This is a genomic window from Kibdelosporangium aridum (assembly GCF_900176515.1).
GTDB lineage: Bacteria > Actinomycetota > Actinomycetes > Mycobacteriales > Pseudonocardiaceae > Kibdelosporangium > Kibdelosporangium aridum.
The window spans coordinates 67,764-84,942 of the sequence record NZ_FWXV01000001.1 but is presented as its reverse complement, the minus strand read 5'-3'; the positions used below and the strand labels follow the sequence as shown (position 1 = coordinate 84,942).

Annotated in this window: 20 protein-coding genes; 10 read left to right on the top strand and 10 right to left on the bottom strand. The window is 66.1% G+C overall.

Annotated features, from left to right (window positions below; all coding sequences use genetic code 11):
- Positions 1–26 precede the first annotated feature (26 nt).
- Genes B9C43_RS00400 through B9C43_RS00390 form a run of 3 tightly spaced genes read left to right on the top strand, consistent with a single transcriptional unit; the run spans position 27 to position 3,597 of the window.
- Complete coding sequence (locus B9C43_RS00400) at positions 27–536, top strand: 2Fe-2S iron-sulfur cluster-binding protein (RefSeq protein WP_084424056.1); 510 nt, start codon at positions 27–29, stop codon at positions 534–536.
- Positions 533–1,519 carry an FAD binding domain-containing protein gene (locus tag B9C43_RS00395; protein WP_084424054.1) on the top strand — a complete coding sequence of 329 codons (987 nt, stop codon included), beginning with the start codon at positions 533–535 and terminating at the stop codon, positions 1,517–1,519. The genes B9C43_RS00400 and B9C43_RS00395 overlap by 4 nt, the downstream gene beginning before the upstream one ends.
- Entirely contained in the window at positions 1,516–3,597 is a 2,082-nt protein-coding gene (locus tag B9C43_RS00390) for a xanthine dehydrogenase family protein molybdopterin-binding subunit (RefSeq protein ID WP_084424053.1), read from the top strand. The genes B9C43_RS00395 and B9C43_RS00390 overlap by 4 nt, the downstream gene beginning before the upstream one ends.
- Here B9C43_RS00390 and B9C43_RS00385 read toward each other — a convergent pair.
- The 4 genes from B9C43_RS00385 to B9C43_RS00370 are packed head-to-tail and all read right to left on the bottom strand — an operon-like array spanning position 3,594 to position 5,701.
- The gene (locus tag B9C43_RS00385) at positions 3,594–3,893 is read right to left on the bottom strand and encodes a DUF3618 domain-containing protein (protein ID WP_033391048.1); all 300 of its coding nucleotides are present in this window, start codon (positions 3,891–3,893) and stop codon (positions 3,594–3,596) included. The genes B9C43_RS00390 and B9C43_RS00385 overlap by 4 nt on opposite strands.
- Positions 3,890–4,303, bottom strand: a complete 414-nt coding sequence (locus tag B9C43_RS00380; protein ID WP_084424051.1) for a phage holin family protein — start codon at positions 4,301–4,303, stop codon at positions 3,890–3,892. The genes B9C43_RS00385 and B9C43_RS00380 overlap by 4 nt, the downstream gene beginning before the upstream one ends.
- A gap of 49 nt (positions 4,304–4,352) precedes the next feature.
- Entirely contained in the window at positions 4,353–5,327 is a 975-nt protein-coding gene (locus B9C43_RS00375; RefSeq protein ID WP_033391050.1) for a TIGR03557 family F420-dependent LLM class oxidoreductase, read from the bottom strand.
- 38 nt (positions 5,328–5,365) lie between these two features.
- Positions 5,366–5,701 (bottom strand): DUF3140 domain-containing protein, encoded by a 336-nt coding sequence (locus B9C43_RS00370; RefSeq protein ID WP_033391051.1) that lies wholly within the window; start codon positions 5,699–5,701, stop codon positions 5,366–5,368.
- A 123-nt stretch (positions 5,702–5,824) separates the two neighbouring features.
- Between B9C43_RS00370 and ligD the strand changes: the two genes are divergently transcribed.
- From ligD to B9C43_RS00350, 5 genes are all read left to right on the top strand, one after another.
- A complete protein-coding gene (ligD, locus tag B9C43_RS00365; RefSeq protein WP_084424049.1) occupies positions 5,825–6,709 on the top strand; it encodes a non-homologous end-joining DNA ligase in 885 nt (294 codons plus the stop codon).
- A gap of 5 nt (positions 6,710–6,714) precedes the next feature.
- Entirely contained in the window at positions 6,715–7,806 is a 1,092-nt protein-coding gene (locus B9C43_RS00360) for an Rv2629 family ribosome hibernation factor (RefSeq protein ID WP_143445975.1), read from the top strand.
- Positions 7,807–7,818: 12 nt separating this feature from the next.
- Positions 7,819–7,977, top strand: a complete 159-nt coding sequence (locus B9C43_RS57385) for a hypothetical protein (RefSeq protein WP_200825378.1) — start codon at positions 7,819–7,821, stop codon at positions 7,975–7,977.
- Between the two features lie 90 nt (positions 7,978–8,067).
- Entirely contained in the window at positions 8,068–8,478 is a 411-nt protein-coding gene (locus B9C43_RS00355) for an FAD-binding oxidoreductase (RefSeq protein ID WP_235038377.1), read from the top strand.
- A gap of 25 nt (positions 8,479–8,503) precedes the next feature.
- Positions 8,504–9,079 (top strand): superoxide dismutase family protein, encoded by a 576-nt coding sequence (locus B9C43_RS00350; RefSeq protein ID WP_084424045.1) that lies wholly within the window; start codon positions 8,504–8,506, stop codon positions 9,077–9,079.
- On the opposite strand, the gene B9C43_RS00345 is transcribed toward B9C43_RS00350, so the two are convergent.
- Positions 9,063–9,299: a GNAT family N-acetyltransferase gene (locus B9C43_RS00345; protein WP_084424043.1), complete on the bottom strand. Its 237-nt coding sequence runs from the start codon at positions 9,297–9,299 to the stop codon at positions 9,063–9,065. The genes B9C43_RS00350 and B9C43_RS00345 overlap by 17 nt on opposite strands.
- Before the next feature lie 96 nt (positions 9,300–9,395).
- Between B9C43_RS00345 and B9C43_RS00340 the strand changes: the two genes are divergently transcribed.
- Positions 9,396–9,641: a DUF3040 domain-containing protein gene (locus B9C43_RS00340; protein ID WP_084424041.1), complete on the top strand. Its 246-nt coding sequence runs from the start codon at positions 9,396–9,398 to the stop codon at positions 9,639–9,641.
- A 3-nt stretch (positions 9,642–9,644) separates the two neighbouring features.
- On the opposite strand, the gene B9C43_RS00335 is transcribed toward B9C43_RS00340, so the two are convergent.
- From B9C43_RS00335 to B9C43_RS00325, 3 genes are all read right to left on the bottom strand, one after another.
- A complete protein-coding gene (locus B9C43_RS00335; RefSeq protein ID WP_084424039.1) occupies positions 9,645–10,073 on the bottom strand; it encodes a GtrA family protein in 429 nt (142 codons plus the stop codon).
- Positions 10,074–10,187: 114 nt separating this feature from the next.
- Positions 10,188–10,835, bottom strand: coding sequence for a hypothetical protein (locus tag B9C43_RS00330; protein ID WP_200825377.1), 648 nt, complete (start codon positions 10,833–10,835; stop codon positions 10,188–10,190).
- On the bottom strand, positions 10,832–11,194 hold the full coding sequence (locus B9C43_RS00325; protein WP_033391057.1) for a hypothetical protein: 363 nt from the start codon (positions 11,192–11,194) through the stop codon (positions 10,832–10,834). The genes B9C43_RS00330 and B9C43_RS00325 overlap by 4 nt, the downstream gene beginning before the upstream one ends.
- An 86-nt stretch (positions 11,195–11,280) precedes the next feature.
- Here B9C43_RS00325 and B9C43_RS00320 point away from each other — a divergent pair, with 86 nt between their 5' ends.
- Positions 11,281–11,649 carry a hypothetical protein gene (locus tag B9C43_RS00320; RefSeq protein ID WP_033391058.1) on the top strand — a complete coding sequence of 123 codons (369 nt, stop codon included), beginning with the start codon at positions 11,281–11,283 and terminating at the stop codon, positions 11,647–11,649.
- A 4-nt stretch (positions 11,650–11,653) separates the two neighbouring features.
- Here the strand turns inward: B9C43_RS00320 and B9C43_RS00315 are convergent, their stop codons facing one another.
- Together B9C43_RS00315 and B9C43_RS00310 are read right to left on the bottom strand one after the other, a co-directional pair.
- Positions 11,654–15,799: a CHAT domain-containing protein gene (locus B9C43_RS00315; protein WP_084424037.1), complete on the bottom strand. Its 4,146-nt coding sequence runs from the start codon at positions 15,797–15,799 to the stop codon at positions 11,654–11,656.
- 9 nt (positions 15,800–15,808) lie between these two features.
- Positions 15,809–17,164, bottom strand: a complete 1,356-nt coding sequence (locus tag B9C43_RS00310; RefSeq protein WP_084424035.1) for a DUF6519 domain-containing protein — start codon at positions 17,162–17,164, stop codon at positions 15,809–15,811.
- Between the last annotated feature and the right edge of the window lie 15 nt (positions 17,165–17,179).

Here is a 17,179-nt window from a genome sequence, read left to right as displayed (position 1 = left end):
ATCATCAGCACGGGTAGCCGGTCTCAATGACGGAGATCAGCCTGCGCGCAAATGGGCAACCGCATCGAATCACCGTCGACACACGGGCCACGCTGCTGGACACGCTGCGTGAACAGCTCGGCGACAACAGCCCGAAGAAGGGCTGTGACCATGGCCAATGCGGCGCGTGTACCGTCCTTTTGGGAGGCCGTCGGGTGCTGAGCTGCCTGACTCTGGCGGTGAGTTGCGACGGCGCGGAGGTCACCACTGCCGCCGGGCTGGCTGTCGACGGACAGCCCCATCCGGTGCAGCAGGCCTTCATGGACCACGACGCCTTCCAGTGCGGCTATTGCACACCCGGCCAGATCTGCTCGGCGATCGGCATGCTGGACGAGTTCGGCAACGGCTGGCCGAGCCACGTCTCACCGGATCTCACCGCCACCCCCGAACTGACCGATGCGGAACTGGCCGAACGCATGAGCGGCAATCTTTGCCGGTGTGGGGCGTACGCCAACATCGTCCCTGCTCTGCGGCAAGCGGCTGGTGAGGCCCCATGAAACCGTTCGACTACCGGCCCGCCACGGACGTGACCACCGCGGTGCGCGATGTGTCCGCGCGCCTTGGCGCTACGTTCGTGGCGGGTGGCACCAACCTGGTCGACCACCTCAAGCTGGGTGTCATCCAGCCTGATCTGCTGGTCGACATCACCGCCGTGACGTCCACCCGCATCGAAGACCGTGACGGCGGCCTGTGGATCGGCGCCGGTGTCCGCAACAGCGATCTGGCTGCCGACCAGCGAGTCCGGCAACGCTATCCGGTGCTGGCCCAAGCGCTGCTCGCCGGTGCGTCCGGCCAGCTGCGCAACATGGCGACCACAGGTGGGAACCCACTGCAGCGGACTCGGTGTGTGTACTTCCAGGACGTCACAACACCGTGCAACAAACGTGTGCCAGGATCCGGTTGCTCCGCGATCGGTGGTTACACCCGGTACCACGCCATCCTTGGCGCTTCGGAACATTGCGTGGCAACACATCCGTCCGACATGGCCGTCGCACTGTCCGCATTGGACGCGAAGGTGCACGTGCTCACCGCCGAGGGTGAGAGCACGTTTCCGTTCGTCGACTTGCACCGGTTGCCCGCCGAGGCTCCCGACAGGGACACCAGGCTGCGGCACGGTGACCTGATCACAGCCATCGAATTGCCGCCTTCCCCCCTGGCTCGCCGGTCGAGCTATCGCAAGGTTCGCGACCGGGCGTCGTACGCGTTCGCCCTGGTCTCTGTCGCGGCCGCGCTGGATGTCGCCGACGGCGTCGTTCGCGATGTCCGCATCGCGTTGGGCGGCGTAGCCCACAAGCCTTGGCGTGCCTACAAAGCAGAGCAAGTATTGCGCGGGCAACCCGCCGAGGTCGCCGGCTATCAGCAAGCGGCGGAAGCGGAACTGGCCGACGCGCGAGCACTCGACGGACTCGACGGCGGCAACGGCTTCAAGATCCCACTGATCACTCGTACCCTTGTCGCGGCCTTGCGGGAGCTGTCATGACGGATTTGCTGCAACCCAAGGCAATCGGCCAGGCCCGGGTCCGCAGGGACGGCCTTGACAAGGTTTCCGGCAAGGCGAGGTACGCCAACGAAGCGCCCATCGCGAACCCTGCCTATTGCCATCTGGTCCAGGCCGACATCGCACGCGGCCAGGTGACCACAATAGACTTCACGGACGCCGAAGCGATGCCCGGTGTTCTCGCCGTGCTCACGCATGGCAACGGTGAACGGCTTTCCTCCACCAAGGACAAGGAACTCGCCGTGCTGCAAACCGGCGACATCGCGTTCCGCGGGCAGATCGTCGGTGTGGTGATAGCCGAGTCGCCCGAGGCCGCCCGCCAGGCCGCGGAGCTCGTGCACGTGGAGTATTCCCAAGAACCCCACGACGTTTCACTCTCCGCCGACCGGGATGACCTGTACAAGCCGGAAAAGGTCAACCCGAGCTTTGACACGGACACCAGCACTGGTGATGTCGACGCGGCCATGAATTCGGCTGAGGCCACCGTGACCGCGACGTACACCACCGCGATGTACCACAACAACCCGATGGAGCCGCATGCCACCACAGCTCTGTGGAGCGACGGCGATCTGATCGTCTGGGACTCCACGCAAGGCGTGCACGCGGTGCGATCGACCCTGGCGAAGGTGTTCGGCCTGCACAAGGAACAGGTCCGGGTCGTCTGCCCGTACGTCGGCGGTGGCTTCGGTTCCAAGGGCATGCCACATGCGCACGTCGTGGCGGCCGCGATGGCGGCCCGTGCGCTGCCCGGCCGCCCCGTCAAACTGGCGCTGACGCGGCAACAGATGTTCAGTCTCGTCGGCTATCGCACGCCTACCATCCAGCGCGTCAGGCTGGCCGCTGATCGGGCAGGGCGGTTGTCGGCGATCGCGCTCGACGTGGTCGAGCAGACGTCCCGGATCAAGGAGTTCGCGGAACAGACCGCCGTGGCGACCAGAATGATGTACGCGGCGCCGAATCGTGCCACCTCACATCGGCTGGCGGCGCTGGACGTGCCGGTCCCGTCATGGATGCGCGCCCCTGGCGAGTGTCCCGGCATGTTCGGCCCTGAAGTGGCCATGGACGAACTGGCCGAGCACCTCGGCATCGATCCGGTCGAACTGCGGATCCGCAACGAACCCGACCGTGACCCGGAGACCGGCAACCCGTTCTCCAGCCGCAACTTGGTGGCCTGCCTGCGCGACGGCGCCGAGCGGTTCGGGTGGGCAGACCGTGATCCCCGGCCAGGAGTCCGGCGGGACGGCGACTGGCTCGTCGGAACCGGCGTGGCGTCCTCTGTGTACCCGACGTACCGGATGCCGCAGTCCGAAGCCACGATCCGCTTCGAGAACGGCCGCTACGTGGCCGAAATCGGCGCGGCCGACCTGGGTACCGGTACCTGGACCACACTTCCGCAGATCGCCGCCGACGCCCTCGGTGTACCGCTTGACCAGGTCGACGTGCGCATCGGCGACACTGAGTACCCGATCGCGTCCGTCGCGGGTGGATCGTCGGGCACCAGTACGTGGGGTTCGGCCATTGTGGAGGCGGCCAACGCCTTCCGTGACAAGTACGGATCAGATCCGGAAGACGGCGACGAAGCACAAGGGCAAGTGCCGGAGTACCAAGCCAAGAAGCGATACGCGCTCTACGCGTTCGGTGCTCAGTTCGCCGAAGTCCGCGTGCACGCCGACACCGGTGAGATCCGTGTGCCCCGGATGCTCGGTGTCTTCGCGGCCGGCCGGATCGTCAACCCGAGGACTGCCAGGTCGCAGTTGATCGGCGGAATGACCATGGGAATGTCCATGGCCCTGTACGAGAACAGCGTGCTCGACCCACGGACTGGGCACGTGGTCAACCACGACTTCGCCGAGTACCACATCGCCACGTGCGCCGACGCGGCGAATGTCGAGGCGTACTGGGTCGACGAACACGACCCGCACGTCAACCCCATGGGCAGCAAGGGAATCGGTGAGATCGGCATCGTCGGCACGGCCGCGGCGATCGCCAACGCGGCGCATCACGCCACCGGCGTACGCGTTCGGGATCTGCCGGTGACGCTGGACAAAGTGTTGCCTTAGTCGAACAGCCGGAGGCTCAAGCGGATGCCCACCACGAGCGCGACGATCACTGCAATCACACGGAACGGGTGGTTACGCATGGCGTAGGCGTACTGCCGGAACCTCACCGCAGCCGACGGGGACACCTTGTCCGCGATCTTCGTGGACGCGCGGTCGATCGAGTCGCCAACGGCCTCGTTGGCCCGGCTCTTGACGTCGAGCTTGTGCACCAACGCGGTCAGCGTCTCGGTGATCTCTTCCCTGGTGGCGTCCCGGTCGATCCGCGCCTGCTCGGCGTTGGTCGGAAAGCCTTTCATGACCGCACTCCCTGCTGGATGGCGTGGACGTCCTCGCGAATTCCCTCGATGGCTTCCTCAGGGACGGGCGGTGTGGCTTGGCTGATCTGACGCCGTCCGATCAACGCGGCGAGCCCGGCGACGATGACCAGCACCCCGCCGACCAACACCGCCGACAGCCACGCGGGCATGACGAGCGCCAGCGCCAGCACCGCGGCCGCGATCAACGTCATCACACCGAGCATCCCGAACAGACCGGCCGCGCCGAACAACCCGGCGCCACGGCCCATCTTCTTGCCCTTGTGCCGCAACTCGAAGACAGCCAGCCGGATCTCGGCGCGAACCAGTCGTTTCAGCTCGTCGCCAAGATCGGTCACGAGCTCGCCGACCGACTTCTCGGCGGCCGGCTTCTTGTTCACTTCTTCGATCACGACACACCTCCCTGAGCAGTGCTCCCCGGATACCCAGCTGCGCCCTCGCTCACGCGTGCGCGGGCGTGCGGTCCGGGATCTGCGGGCGCACCTGGTGCTGCCAAAACTCGAAAAACGCCTCCTGGTCCGGCCCGATCTGCTGGATGTAGACCTCGTCGTACCCGGCATCGACGTATTGCCGCACAGCTGAGACGTACGGCTCGGGGTCAGGCCCGCACGGCAGCGCGTCCGCCATCATCTCGGGCTTCACGAGCTGTGCGGCCTGCTCGAAATGCCGGGGCGTGGGCAGTATCTGGGCCAGTTCACCGGGCAGCTGTTCGTTGGGCCAGATGCGGTGTGCGGTCGCCACGGCCTGTTCCTCGGTCGGCGCGTGGCAGACCTTCATGCCCGACTGGGCGGGCAGATCGACACCTGCAGCGGCGCGGAACGTCTTGAGCAGGTCGGCGTCCGGCATGACGCACATGAAGCCGTCACCGATCCGGCCGGCCAGCCGCGCGGCCTTGGGGCCGAAGCCGGAGACGTAGATGGGCGGGGGCTTCTCGGGAAGTGTGTAGATGCGGGCGTTTTCCACGGTGTAGTGCTTGCCGTGATACGTGACCTCGTCCCCGCGATGCAGGGCGCGGATCACCTCGACGGCTTCCTCCAGCTTCGCCAGGCGTACGTCCGCCGACGGCCAGTGGTCGCCCAGGATGTGCTCGTTGAGCGCCTCACCGCTGCCCACACCGAGCACGAACCGCCCGTCCAGTTGCACGGCGGCTGTGGCGGCTGCTTGCGCGATCACGGCCGGGTGAATCCGGAACGTCGGGCACGTGACGGCTGTGGTGATCGGAAGCGTGGTCGCTTCGGACAACGCACCGATCACCGACCACACGAAGGGGCTATGCCCCTGTTCAGCATTCCACGGATGGAAGTGGTCGGAGATCCACAGCCGCTCGAACCCGGCCGCTTCGGCCATCTTCGCCTGGCGCACCAGCTCGCGGGGTCCGAACTCCTCGCAGGACAGGAAGTAACCAAAGCTCACCATGTAACGCGGTTACCCCCCGCAGCGGCCCCGACACAGGTTCATACCGACTTCAGCGGATCGTGGCCGAGTGACATCAGCCGCCGCCGCCAGTTCGCCTGTCCCTGGGTCGGCTCAAGATCCTCACGCCGCTGCGCGTGCACCCGGTCCACCACCGAACGCATGACCTGTGCGTCGTGTTCGTCCATGTCGGTCCGGCGTTTGCGCAAGATGGCCAGCACCTGCTGGCCGGTGGGTGTCCCTGCCTGGTCCGGCAGTGTCTCGGTGTCAGGACCGGCTGACCGCGTGCGCAGCCAGTCGCTCAGTTCCCGGGAGGACATGTTGACCACCCGGTGGAACTCGTTCCACAGCTCGTCGTCGACGCGTGACTCAGCCATCGTCCACCTCCCTGGTCCCGGCCCGGGTACCCACTCGGCCACCGGCGAACCATCCGCCGGTTTGCTGCCCGGACAGCCCGGGTAGGCCGATTCAACGGGGCCGCGAGATCGGTGAGGTGACCCATGGCCACAAACACCATTCACGTCGCTGACCACGACATCACGGTGTCCAAACTGGACAAGGAGTTCTACCCGGCTGGGCATGTCAGCAAGGGCGAAGTGATCGAGCACTACCGTGCGGTGGCCGACGTGATGCTGCCGCATCTGGCTGGACGACCGCTGACGCTGCGGCGCTATCCCGACGGAATCGATTCCGAAGGTTTCTTCCAGCAGGACGCCTCCGATTACTTCCCGGACTGGCTGACCACCGTCGAAGTGCCAAGACGCACGGGTGACGGCACCGTCCGGCATGTCGTGTGCGACAACGCCGCCGCGCTGGTGTACCTGGCCAACCAGGCGACCATCGAGTTCCACTGCTGGCTTTCCACAATGGACAAGCTGGAGCACCCGGACCGCTTGGTGGTCGACATCGATCCACCGGACGGTATACCGGTGACGACGCTGCGCGACGTGGCCCGCAGGCTGCGTAAGGCGTTTCGCTCGGCTGGCCTGAAGCCGTACGTGCAAGCAACTGGCGGCCGAGGTTTTCACGTCGTCGCGCCGTTGGACCGATCCCAGGACTTCGATCAAGTTCGTGACCTCGCTGCGGAGATGTCCGAGGAAGTCGCCGGGCAGGACCCGGACCTGCTGACCACCGCCCAGCGCAAACAGCGCCGCGGCAACAGGATCTACCTCGACATCAACCGCAACGCCTACGGCCAGACCTTCGTCTGCCCGTACTCGCTGCGCGCCAGGCCCGGTGCGCCGGTGGCCACTCCGCTGGAGTGGTCCCAACTGGGCCGGGTGACACCGAACGGCTACGACTTACGCAAGATCAAGCAACGTCTGTCACGGGTGAAGGACCCATGGGCAGGCATGACCACGGCTCGAGCTCGCGCGAGGGAGTGATCACGATGCGTCTCAAGGACCTAGCCGATCAGATCGGGCACAGCGGGCAGTTCGCGTCGATCTACTTCGACAGCTCGCACGACACGGCGGACGCGGCGCGCCAGATCGAGTTGCGTTGGCGGGCAGTCGTTGACCAGCTCGAAGGCGCTGGCCTTGCGCAGCAAACCCTGACCGCGTTGGACAACGCGGTCACCGAGAACCCGCCGTCCCAGGGCCGTGCCGGACGCGCACTGGTCGCCGCCGGCTCGACCGTCTTGATCGACGAGCAGTTGCCGGAGCCTCCGCCGGGCCGAATCGCCCGCGTGTCACCGTTGCCCTACTTGTTGCCGCTGATCGAGCACGACGCACAGCAGGTTCCGCACGTCGTCGCGGTCATCGACCGGACGGGCGCGGACCTGCGGGCAGTCGGCCAGCACGGCATGAACCAGGAGTCCGTGCAGGGCACCGAGCATCACGTGCACAAGGTGCGCGGTGGTGGCTGGTCGCACTGGTCGATCCAGAACCGGGTCGAGGAAAAATCGCGGCAGAACGTCGAAGAAGTGGCACGGGAAGTGTCGCGTTTGGTCGACGACGTCGATGCGCAGGTACTCGTCCTGGCTGGCGAAGTTCAAGCACGCAAGGCGTTGTACGACGCGATCGCCCCACGGGCACGCGAGATCGCCGTGGAAGCCAGCACAGGCAACCGCGCCGAGGGCGGTGACGCCGAGGCATTCGAACACGAGGTGCGCCGGATACTCGACGAGCACGTCGAAAAGCAGCGCCAAGCCTCGTTCGACCGATTCCACGCCGAACTCAACCGAGACAACGGGTTGGCCGCCCAAGGGTTGAACGAGACCCTCTCCGCGTTGAATGCGGCCAATGTCGAGTATCTGCTTGTGAACCCGCAGGTACTGGCCGACCGCACACTCTGTTCAGGCGCTCAGCCAACACCTCTGGCCACTGCGGAGCAGCCGCTGCGTGCGGCGGGCGAGGAAACGGTCCACACCGTCCGCGCCGATGAAGCACTTCCGATCGCCGCACTCGCCACCGGCGCCAAGGTCGTGACCTCGGACGAGGCACTGCCCGATGGCGTCGGAGTCCTGCTGCGACACACGTGAGGAGCAATCACCATGGAACGCGAGAGCAACAAGCACAGCCCAGTCGTCGACGACGAGATGAAAAAGGAAATCGAGGGCGTGCTCCGAGGCAACCGGCCCAACCGCGCCGACGAGTCGCGTGACACGGAAGCATTGGTGGAGGACGAGAACGAGAACGACCAACGCAGCTGAGCTCTACAAGGACGCGGACGTCGCGCTGTTCGAAGGCGCGGCGTCCGCGCCGCTATGCGCGGGGCGAAGAACCGAGGTGAAGGAGGAGCTATGACCCGCGTTGACCTGCACATTTCGGACACAATTCCCGGCATTTACCGGGCATTGCGCGAACGTGTCGACGGCGAGGTCAGGTTCGACGCCGGAACCAGAGCAGCCTATTCCACGGACGCCTCGAACTTCCGGCAAGTGCCCATTGGGGTCGTATTGCCCAGAAACCCGGACGCGGCGGCTGAAGCGATCCGGGTCACCGCCGAATTCCACACCCCCGTTCTGTCGCGGGGCGGCGGCACCAGCCTTGCCGGGCAATGCACCAACACAGCCGTGGTGATCGACTGGTCGAAGTACTGCACCGTCGTGGAATCCGTAGACGTCGCGGCGCGCACCTGCGTGGTGCAGCCAGGAATTGTGCTGGACGCTCTGGCCGGGCCTGCGCGAATAGGAGCGAGTGCGGCGGGGTAGCCGAGCGTAAAGGAGGCGATTCTCGATGCGTTGCCGGCTCGTCGGTGGTGCACTGCTGGTCGCGGTGACCGCGTGTTCGTCGAACGGGATCACGAATCCCCCGCCCAACACCCGCTCACAGGAGGCAGCGGTCCGGCAGGACGGCACTCTCAGCCCGCCTGACTCGGCGACCAACGCGTTCACCTACGGCCCAGAGGCGCCCGTAGGAGCACGACTGACCGCCGAGATCCTGGTGACCGGCGACGCCACCAACGTGCAGCTCAGCGCGGCCGGTCTGCTGCCGGACCGTGGTTACGCCGTCCACGCCCACACCAAGCCGTGCGGCAAGACCGGCGATGACGCGGGGCCGCATTTCCAGAATCGCGTCGACCCGCAAGAGCCGTCGGTTGATCCCGCCTATGCCAATCCGGACAACGAAATTTGGCTGGACCTGCGTACCGACGGCCAGGGAGCGGGCAAAGCGCGAACCAGTGTGCGGTTCACGCTGAGCGAGCGCGCCCCAGGCTCCTTCGTCGTACATGAGCAACCCACAACCGCGACCGGCCCCGGAGAAGCGGGAATGGCCGGTGGGCGCGTCGCTTGCCTCACGTTGCAGCGTTGAGCCGGCGGCTGTAGGCGATGTACCCCTTGTACTGAGCCACTTTGTCGTACAGCGCGCGAGCCGTGACGTTGTCCTGCGGAGTATGCCAATGCAGTCGCGTGGCGCCGTTCCGCTCGGCGTCCTGTGCCAGCCACTCGATCAGCGCGAGCGCAACGCCCTTGCGCCGGGTCTCCTTGTCGACGAACAGATCTTGCAGGTAGCAGCGACAGTTGAGGCCCATCCTGCCCGAGGCTGGTTTTGCTGCCCTCCCGGCGGGTCACCCTGAGCGGGTGGGCGTCACCGTTCTGCCACGCCGCGAAGAGAAACGGATTGATCCATGCTCAGCGCGCACGAACGACAAGAGCTCAGAGCCATCGGACAACACCTGCACGCCAACGACCCGGATTTCGCGAGGACACTGAGCGACCCAGCCAGCCGCGGCCGTCGCATCGTGGCCGTGCTGTTCGCTGTGCTTGCCGTGACGTTGATCGTCTTCGGCCTCAAGGCCGCGGGGTTCCCGCTGCTGTTCTTCGGGACGATCACCGCGATGGTCGCGGCCTGCCTCTTCTGCGGCACCGCATAGGTTTCAGGTCCGCTGCGGCTCGAACACCCAGTGCCGCAACAACAAGAACCGCAGCCCGCCTGCCACACCGCTCGCCACGGTCAGCGCGACGAGCTCACCGATGCTGCCGCCGACGATGTTCACCGCGACGGTCGTGATCACGATTCCGAGCGCCGTCACCGCCATGCTTTTCGCGTGCTGCCCCACCGTGACTATGCCGCGAACGCCGAAGGTCACCTTGCCGTTGACGACGGTACCGATGACGGTCGTCAGCAACGTGGCGACCAGATTCGCCGCAGTCGCCGTCACCACCGTCCGGAACAGCACGTAGAAGACGAGAGACAAGCCTGTGTTGGCGACGCCGATCACGGCGAACCGCACGAACTGGCGCGGCATCGTGCCCAGCCGGTCACCGGTCGGTGCGAGGGCCGCTTGCGGCGCGATCGTGGTCACGGATCAGAGACTGCCCGGTGATCCTTTCGGGAACCTGTGGCAATGCTGTCGGGTCGCTATCGGCCTGTTGTCTCGTCCGTCACACCCGGCGCAACGGGGAACCGCCCGTTGAAGTCATTGACACGTGTTCACCACAGTCAGCCGCGTGACCTGCGCGAGCGGGATGGCGATCAGCTGATTTCCCGTTGTCGCCAGCCGGATCTGACCGTCGTCGGCCGAACGTAAAGCTCCGCAGGCATTGTTCGTGGTGGAGGTGATCTGCACATAGGTCGCCGTCGGCGCGGTCGGCGCCCACCAGTTGACTCCCACCCCACTCAGCAACAACAGCAACGCGACGAAGACGAACCGGCGGCCGGTGTTGAGCTTGCCGATCGCTTCGGCGGCGATTGCCACGTGGTACGTCTCGATCGATCCGTAGCGGCTGCGCAGCTCCTGCAGAGTGCTGAGCCGGTAACGCGTACCGGCCTGCGCGGCCAGCACTCGCCACAGCCCGATCACCGCGCACAGGAGACCGCCACCGATGAGCAGGGTGACCGCGAGTCGCCACGAGGTGGGCAATCCTGCCGTCGTGTCGCGCCCCTTGATGATCACGCCTGTGGTGACCAAAGCGAGAAAAGCCGAAAGGCCGTTGCGCCAGGCTTCCGCGCTCGCGCGAACGTCCAGTAAGGACTGACGGGCCGTCGCGGCGAAGGCGTCACGCTGGGCGAGACTGCCCTCGCTGGGCGCGCTGGTTGGTTTGCGTGGCCGATAAACCGGCATCACGCCCCCTGCTCGAATTCGATCCGGAAGCTCACGCCGCATCCGGTGGTGTCGTCCGGCGCGCCGGGATGGACGATGCCGCATCCACAGCTGATGTCCACCGTCTCGACCGCGATGGTGCCGGGCGCCGCGGAATCCGGGCCACGGCTGCCGATCAATCCGGTGACCGTCGACAATGGTTGCCAGTCGTCGACATCGTGTCCGCACCGAGGGCATTTGCCCCAAACATGAGAAGCTTCCACACCCGGGCTGGGTTGTTGGATCTCGGCACGCAGTTGTCCGGTTTCCAGCAATTCGAAGGCACGTTCGGTCCACACGAACGCGGTGGTCTTCTCATACTGCTGCGCGGAGTCCTCGTTCACCGTGATCCCTCCCGATGCCCAGTAGTAGCATCAGTATGGCTGACGGGCACTCGCGTGATTTCTCAAGCCGGACTGGGAGAATGTGCATGGCCTGGTTCAACCGCCGTAAGAAGGACACCTCGTCCGAAGCGATGCGGGAAGTTGTCGACGACGTCGTCCGCGACCTCGCCGAGGATGACCGGATCCAGTCGACAGGTCCCCGGTTTTGGCTTGACCACGGCTATGTGGACGGCGATCGGGTCGAGTGCGCGGTGTGCGACAAGCCGCTCGTGGTCAGGCTTGTCAAATACTCCAGGGTCATTCTGGCGACTACGGACGCGCAGACAGGCAGTCCGTTGATCTGCGGGGATTGCGGCCGGTTGTTGTGCTTGGACTGTGCCCTCCGGCTGCACCCACACCGGCCTTCCTGCGACCGCTGTCGCCGGGTCGGCGGGGTGACGAGCCTGATGAAGTGACCGGTCAGGGGCCGGTATGCAGGTACGGTGCCCACGCCAGCGGGTCGGTGGGATGCTGCGCCCGTAGGTTCGCGACCGCTTGATGCAGGGCGTAAGCGACATCAGACGTGCTGCTGAGAGAGTCATAGACCGTATCGGCGATCTGCGGCGCCAAGGAGTCGTAGATCGACCACATCGTGGCGATCACGTTGCGGTAGCCCAGCAGCTGCATGGACGCCGCCAAGTGAATGGCTTCGTCCACTGTCCTCAGGTCACCTGTCGCGGTCTCGCAGGCTGACAGAAATGCCAATTCCCGGGGTCCGGCTGCGTTCTGAATCAGGTCGGCGATGCGCAGCGGCCCGTCGGTGAGCCAGAACGCGCTTGCCATGGGATCGCGGAAATGCTGACTGCCGTGGCAGGACAGGTGCACCCACGCGTGCCGGGAAAGCTCTGCCAGAACCCGGGCAATGGTCGGCTCGTTGTCGTCGTCCTGCAAGCGAGTGGCGATCGGGTAGCGGGCATGGATCCGGTCCAACTCTGCGGGCACGGCCGGCAAGGCACCGGCTCCCGGGGTGGTGGGCATGCCGACGGCCAGCAGGGCAGGTTTTTCGGTGGACGCAGGCGTCGCACGAGCCCGCAGCAAAGCGGTAAGGGTTGACGTGTAAGAGGAAATCACCCGATCGGGCACAGTGTCGGTGCTGGCTACCTCCGCCTTGTGACGGGGATAGTGCCCGGCGGCGTGCAGCGGCAGCAGTGCCAGGCGGCCGGTGGGACACCACCACATCCTCGGCCACGCCTCGCCGGGTGCCGGTGAACCGGTGTACCCCAGCCTGGTCAGGACCGGTTCGGCGATCTTGTCCCACAGCCAGGCCAAGATGTCCAGGATCGTGTGCCGGTCGCGTTCACGCTCGAGGAACGGCCGGTTCGAGCCGGTGGCGCGGGTCAGGATGCCCACAAGGGCGTTGGCTTGCGTCACGACCTTCTGGTGGGTGAGGCCGGGCAGGTCGACCACCTGCACATCGGTATCCGAGACCAGCAGCGCGTGGCAGCCGTGGCGGCTGGTGTTGACGATGGCCACCGGACCAGCACTGGCGGCGGCGCGTAGCTGGGTGAACGAAGTGGCTTCGAGGAAGTGTTCGAAGCCGTCGACCGCGCGGATCCGGCCGACGAGATCGTCGAACTCCCGAGCGAGGCGCATGCGTTCCTCGGCGACCCGGTTCTGCTCGGCGTGCAGTGTCTCGATCGAGTCAGGACCGGCAACCGCCGCCGGAGTGGCGGGCAGCGGGGTGTCCAGCAGGGTGCGGATCTGGTCCAGCCGGGCAGCCAGTGCCGGTTCGCGCTCGGCAAGCTCGGTGAGATCGGTGCGGAGGTTGAGCAGCTGGCCCCACAGCACCGACCGGCCTGCTTCCAGGAGTTCCACCGCCTGCTCGGGACGACCGGCGCGGATCGCACACGCTGCGGCATCCGCGGCCAGGCCACTGCACTTGACGACACGTTCCTCGCGTGTGGCTCGCGGCAGGCCGTGCCAGACGAACCGCTGGAGCAGCCGCACCGCCGCAGCGAACCCGTCCACGGCGGAATCTGCCTGGCCTGCTTGGATCGCGGCCCGTCCCCACAACCGAGCCGAGACCATTCGGATCTCGGGCGGTCCCGATTCGACGTGCACCGAATCGATGAACGCGGCGATGGCGTCATCGAGATCGCTCGACTGGCCCGCGTGCTCGAACCGGGTCCACAACACGGTGCCCAGAACCGACAGGTGTTCGGCACGGTCAGGACGTTCGGGTGAGGTGGTCGCGATCGCACGACGGGCCGCAGTCACCGCGTCGTCCAGATAAGGCGCCTCACGAGTTCGCTCGAACTTCGACAGCAAAATCATGGCGATGTTCAGCAGCGCATCCGCGAAACCGGGATCGTCAGGTGGAATTCCGTCTACCGCGCGACGACCGATGGCCATCGCCTCTTCGAGATCACCTGGTTGACCGGTGTCTTGATAACGGATGCGCAGTGCGTAGCTGAGCCCGTGCGAATAGACGGAATGCAGCGGGTGGTCGAGTGGTGTTCCGGCGACTACTTCGCGACGAATGGCAATGGCCTCGTCCAGGTCGTCTGCGTGATTGACGAGTTGGAACCGTTCCACGAGCACCGAACTGAAATTGTGCGCGATGGCTTGGTGGTCGGGATGATCCGGCGGAGTCGCGGTGAGCGCGTCGCGGAGCACAGTAATGGCCTCGTCCAGGTCAGCCAGGTGACCGGCGTACAGGAAGCGGGTATGACACGCGGATCCCAGACAGGACAGGTGCGCCGCGTAGCTGGTGTGTCCGGGTGACGTGCCGGCGACTGCCTCGCGGCCGACTGCGATGGCCTCATCCAGGTCCGCCTGGTCACCGGAGTGCTCGAACCGGTTGTGCAACGCGATACCGAGGATGTTCAGGTGTCTCGGACGGTCCGCGTGCGTCGACGCAGTGCCGTTCAACGCTTCGCGAGCGGCGTCAACGGCTTCGGTCAGGCCATCAGGCTGACCGGTCCGCCGGAACCTGGTCAGCAGCGCTGAGGCGAACCCGGCCAGATGCAGCGCATAGTCGGAATGGCCGGGCGGGGTGGCGGCAACCGCTTGGCGATGTGCGGCGACCCCGCAGTCAAGATCATGCAAATCGTCCGTCCGCCCGAACCGGGTCAGCAGTGCGTCCCCGAACAGCGAGAAGTACCTGGCGCGACTCGGTTCGGTCGACGTGCCACCGGTTTCAGCGGCGACGCGGGCCGCGGCGACGGCGTCCTCGATGTCGGTCACCCTGCCGAGACGCTGGAACCGGGCAAGCAGCGCACGGCCAAGGTTGTGGTGCAGCCTTGGATAGTTCGGATCCTCAAGTGTCACGGCGGCCACCACACCTCGCACCGCGGCGATCGCCTCCTCCAGATCGGCGAGATCTCCGACAGCCGTGAACCGTTCCTGCAAAGCCAAAGCGAGGATGGGCGGCCCGATGAACGAGACAGGGTGGTCCGTCCCAGCGGCAGCCACCGCCGCACGACCCGCGACGACAGCGGCGTCCAAATCGTCGTGCTGGCCGACGTGCTCGAAGCGAACCCGCAGCGTCGCCGAGAGATTGGCCAGGTACTGCGGATACGCGGCATGATCAGCCGGAGCGCCGTCCACCGCGCCGCAAGCGGCGGCAACGGCGTGTTCCAGGTCATCCAGCCCGCCGGTGAGCTCGAACCGGTCACGCAGCAAGAGCCCGACAGCGGACAGCATGCCGTGGCGATCAGGATGCGTCGGCGGCGTGACGGCCAGCGCGTCCCGCAGCGTGGAGATGGCCGCGTCCAGGTCGGTCCGCGAACCGCCGGCCTCGAACCGGATCATCAGCATCCGGCTGACGGCGGCCAGCAGGTCGGGCAGAGACGAATCCTCGAGTACGGCCGTGTCGGCAGCCTCCGAGTAGGCGGCGATCGCCGCGTCCAAGTCATCGGGATCGCCGGACCGCTTGAACCGTTCCTCGAGCGCGTTCCCCAAGTTGAACAGCCGTCCGGGACGGTGCGGGTGCCCCGGAGGCACGGCGTCCACCCCGTCACGCGCCGCCGTGACAGCCTGGTCAACGACGGCCAACAGCGTGGCCGGGTCAGCGGGATCGCCCGACTGCTCCGCGTTGATGTGCGCGCCCATGGTCACCGCGACTTGCCCGTCCGGCTGGACGCTGACGGTGATCCCGGATGAGTCCACGCTGTTGCGTGCCTGGCACTGCGGGCAACGGACCAGCGTGTAGTCCTGGTACCGCAGGCCGTCGTACCAGAGCTGGCCACAACCGCCGCACTGGACGCGTGCGACGAAGTTGTCGACGATTCCGCGTGCCGCCGTCGCCACGCCGAAAACGTTCTGCACCGAATGGATCTGCCCGATGTGCTGCGCCGCGCCCGGGTCGAGCTGCCATGGCCGCAGATTCTCCAGGTACAGGCCATGGATGTCCGTTCCCCAGTTGCCGTCCGGGGTTTCGACCACGATGTAGTACAGCTCCCTGTCGACCTGTTTGGTCAACAGGAACGCTTTCGCCACCTCCGCGTCCGCCGCGCGGTAGGTCTCGTAGACACAACCGTTCGGCTGGACTTCCTCGAAGACGAATGTCGGCTGGCCGGCGTCATGCTCCGCGTCAGGTTCCCGCTTCCGCTTGAACAGGCCCATCCAACGAGCCTACCCGGTGACCGGTTTGGCCAACGGCTGGAACGTTTTGCGCAGTGACTGGATGTCGTTCGCGCCGCGGATCCAAGCCAGTGGGGCGTAGTGACGTTGGATCCCGTGCGGTGCCGCCATCAAGGGCTTTCCGTCCTTGTCCTGAGGCCAGTCGACATCGGAGGTCCGTGTCCTGGCTGGAATCAGCCAGTAGTCACCAGTCCGATAGGTTCCACCGGGCTTGAACCACACCTGTACGCCGTCTTCCAAGTCCAGCCACGTGCCTTCGGCGAGCTTGACCGTTCCTCCGGCTGCCTTTGATTCACGCTGATCCCAGCGCCGCAGCAACGGATGCCACGCGGCGCGGCGGCCGACTCCCGCTTGAGGTTCCTCCGACAGCCGAACGCGGCGGCCGGCGATGTCGATCTCCTCAACCCTTGGCAACGGCGCGGATTCGCCTCTGGCGATGTACGCGTCGTCCACGACTTCGACCCGGTCTCCGGCGTGCAGGGCGAGTTTGTCGTCCCGGCCCAGTGAGCTCAGGGTCACCCAGGTGTCGTCGAGTGCGACGATCGGGAAGGTCACCGATCCGTTGTCCCGTGACCACTTGAAGGTGGCGCTGTCCGCGGCAGTGCCACCCTCGTGGATTTCCACGCGGTACAACTGGTTTTCCGGGCCACGGTAGGCGGCGTCCGGCGACAGGATGCACGGATCGTCCTCGATCTTGTCCGGCTGTTCGGTCCGCGCTGCCAGGAAGCTGCGGACGGCCGTCCGTTCGGCGACCCAATCGTCGAAGGCCTGCTGCGGGCTTTCGGCTCCTTCGATCTTCAGCGGCAGCACCTGCCAGATGACCTTCGCACGAGCGGCGGTGTCCGGCGCCAACGCGCCGAGCGCGGGTTCCGCGATGCTCGGGTCCTCCACCGTGGTGACGAGATCTTCCCACGCCACAAGGTAAACCAGGAACGGGAACTCCCCGGGCAGCTCGTCGGCCTCACGCTCCTGGTCGAGGTAGGCAGACGGCTGATCCCAGTACGTCCACGAGTCCGACACAGGCGACGGTTCGGGCCCGCCGACGGACTGCCCGACCGCGGGCCGCGTCGAGTCGATCAGGATACCGTCCACATAGTATCGTCCACTTCGGATGTTCAAGCTGGCCGGACTCTTGCGCGGGGTGCGGGGAACGTAACTGATCTCAAACCCCATGCCTGGTCCGCCGTGTTGCCCGATCAGGTCCGCGGCCGTCCGGCGAGCCAGCGCGAGCTGGATCGCCGCCTGCTCGTTGGCGTCGGCGTCCAGCTGTACCCGGCCCTGTTGCAGCAGGACGGCGGAGTAGTACCGGTCGGCCCGGAACGTCTGCCTGGTGAAGTCGCCCTTCATTGGTCCCCTCCTGAA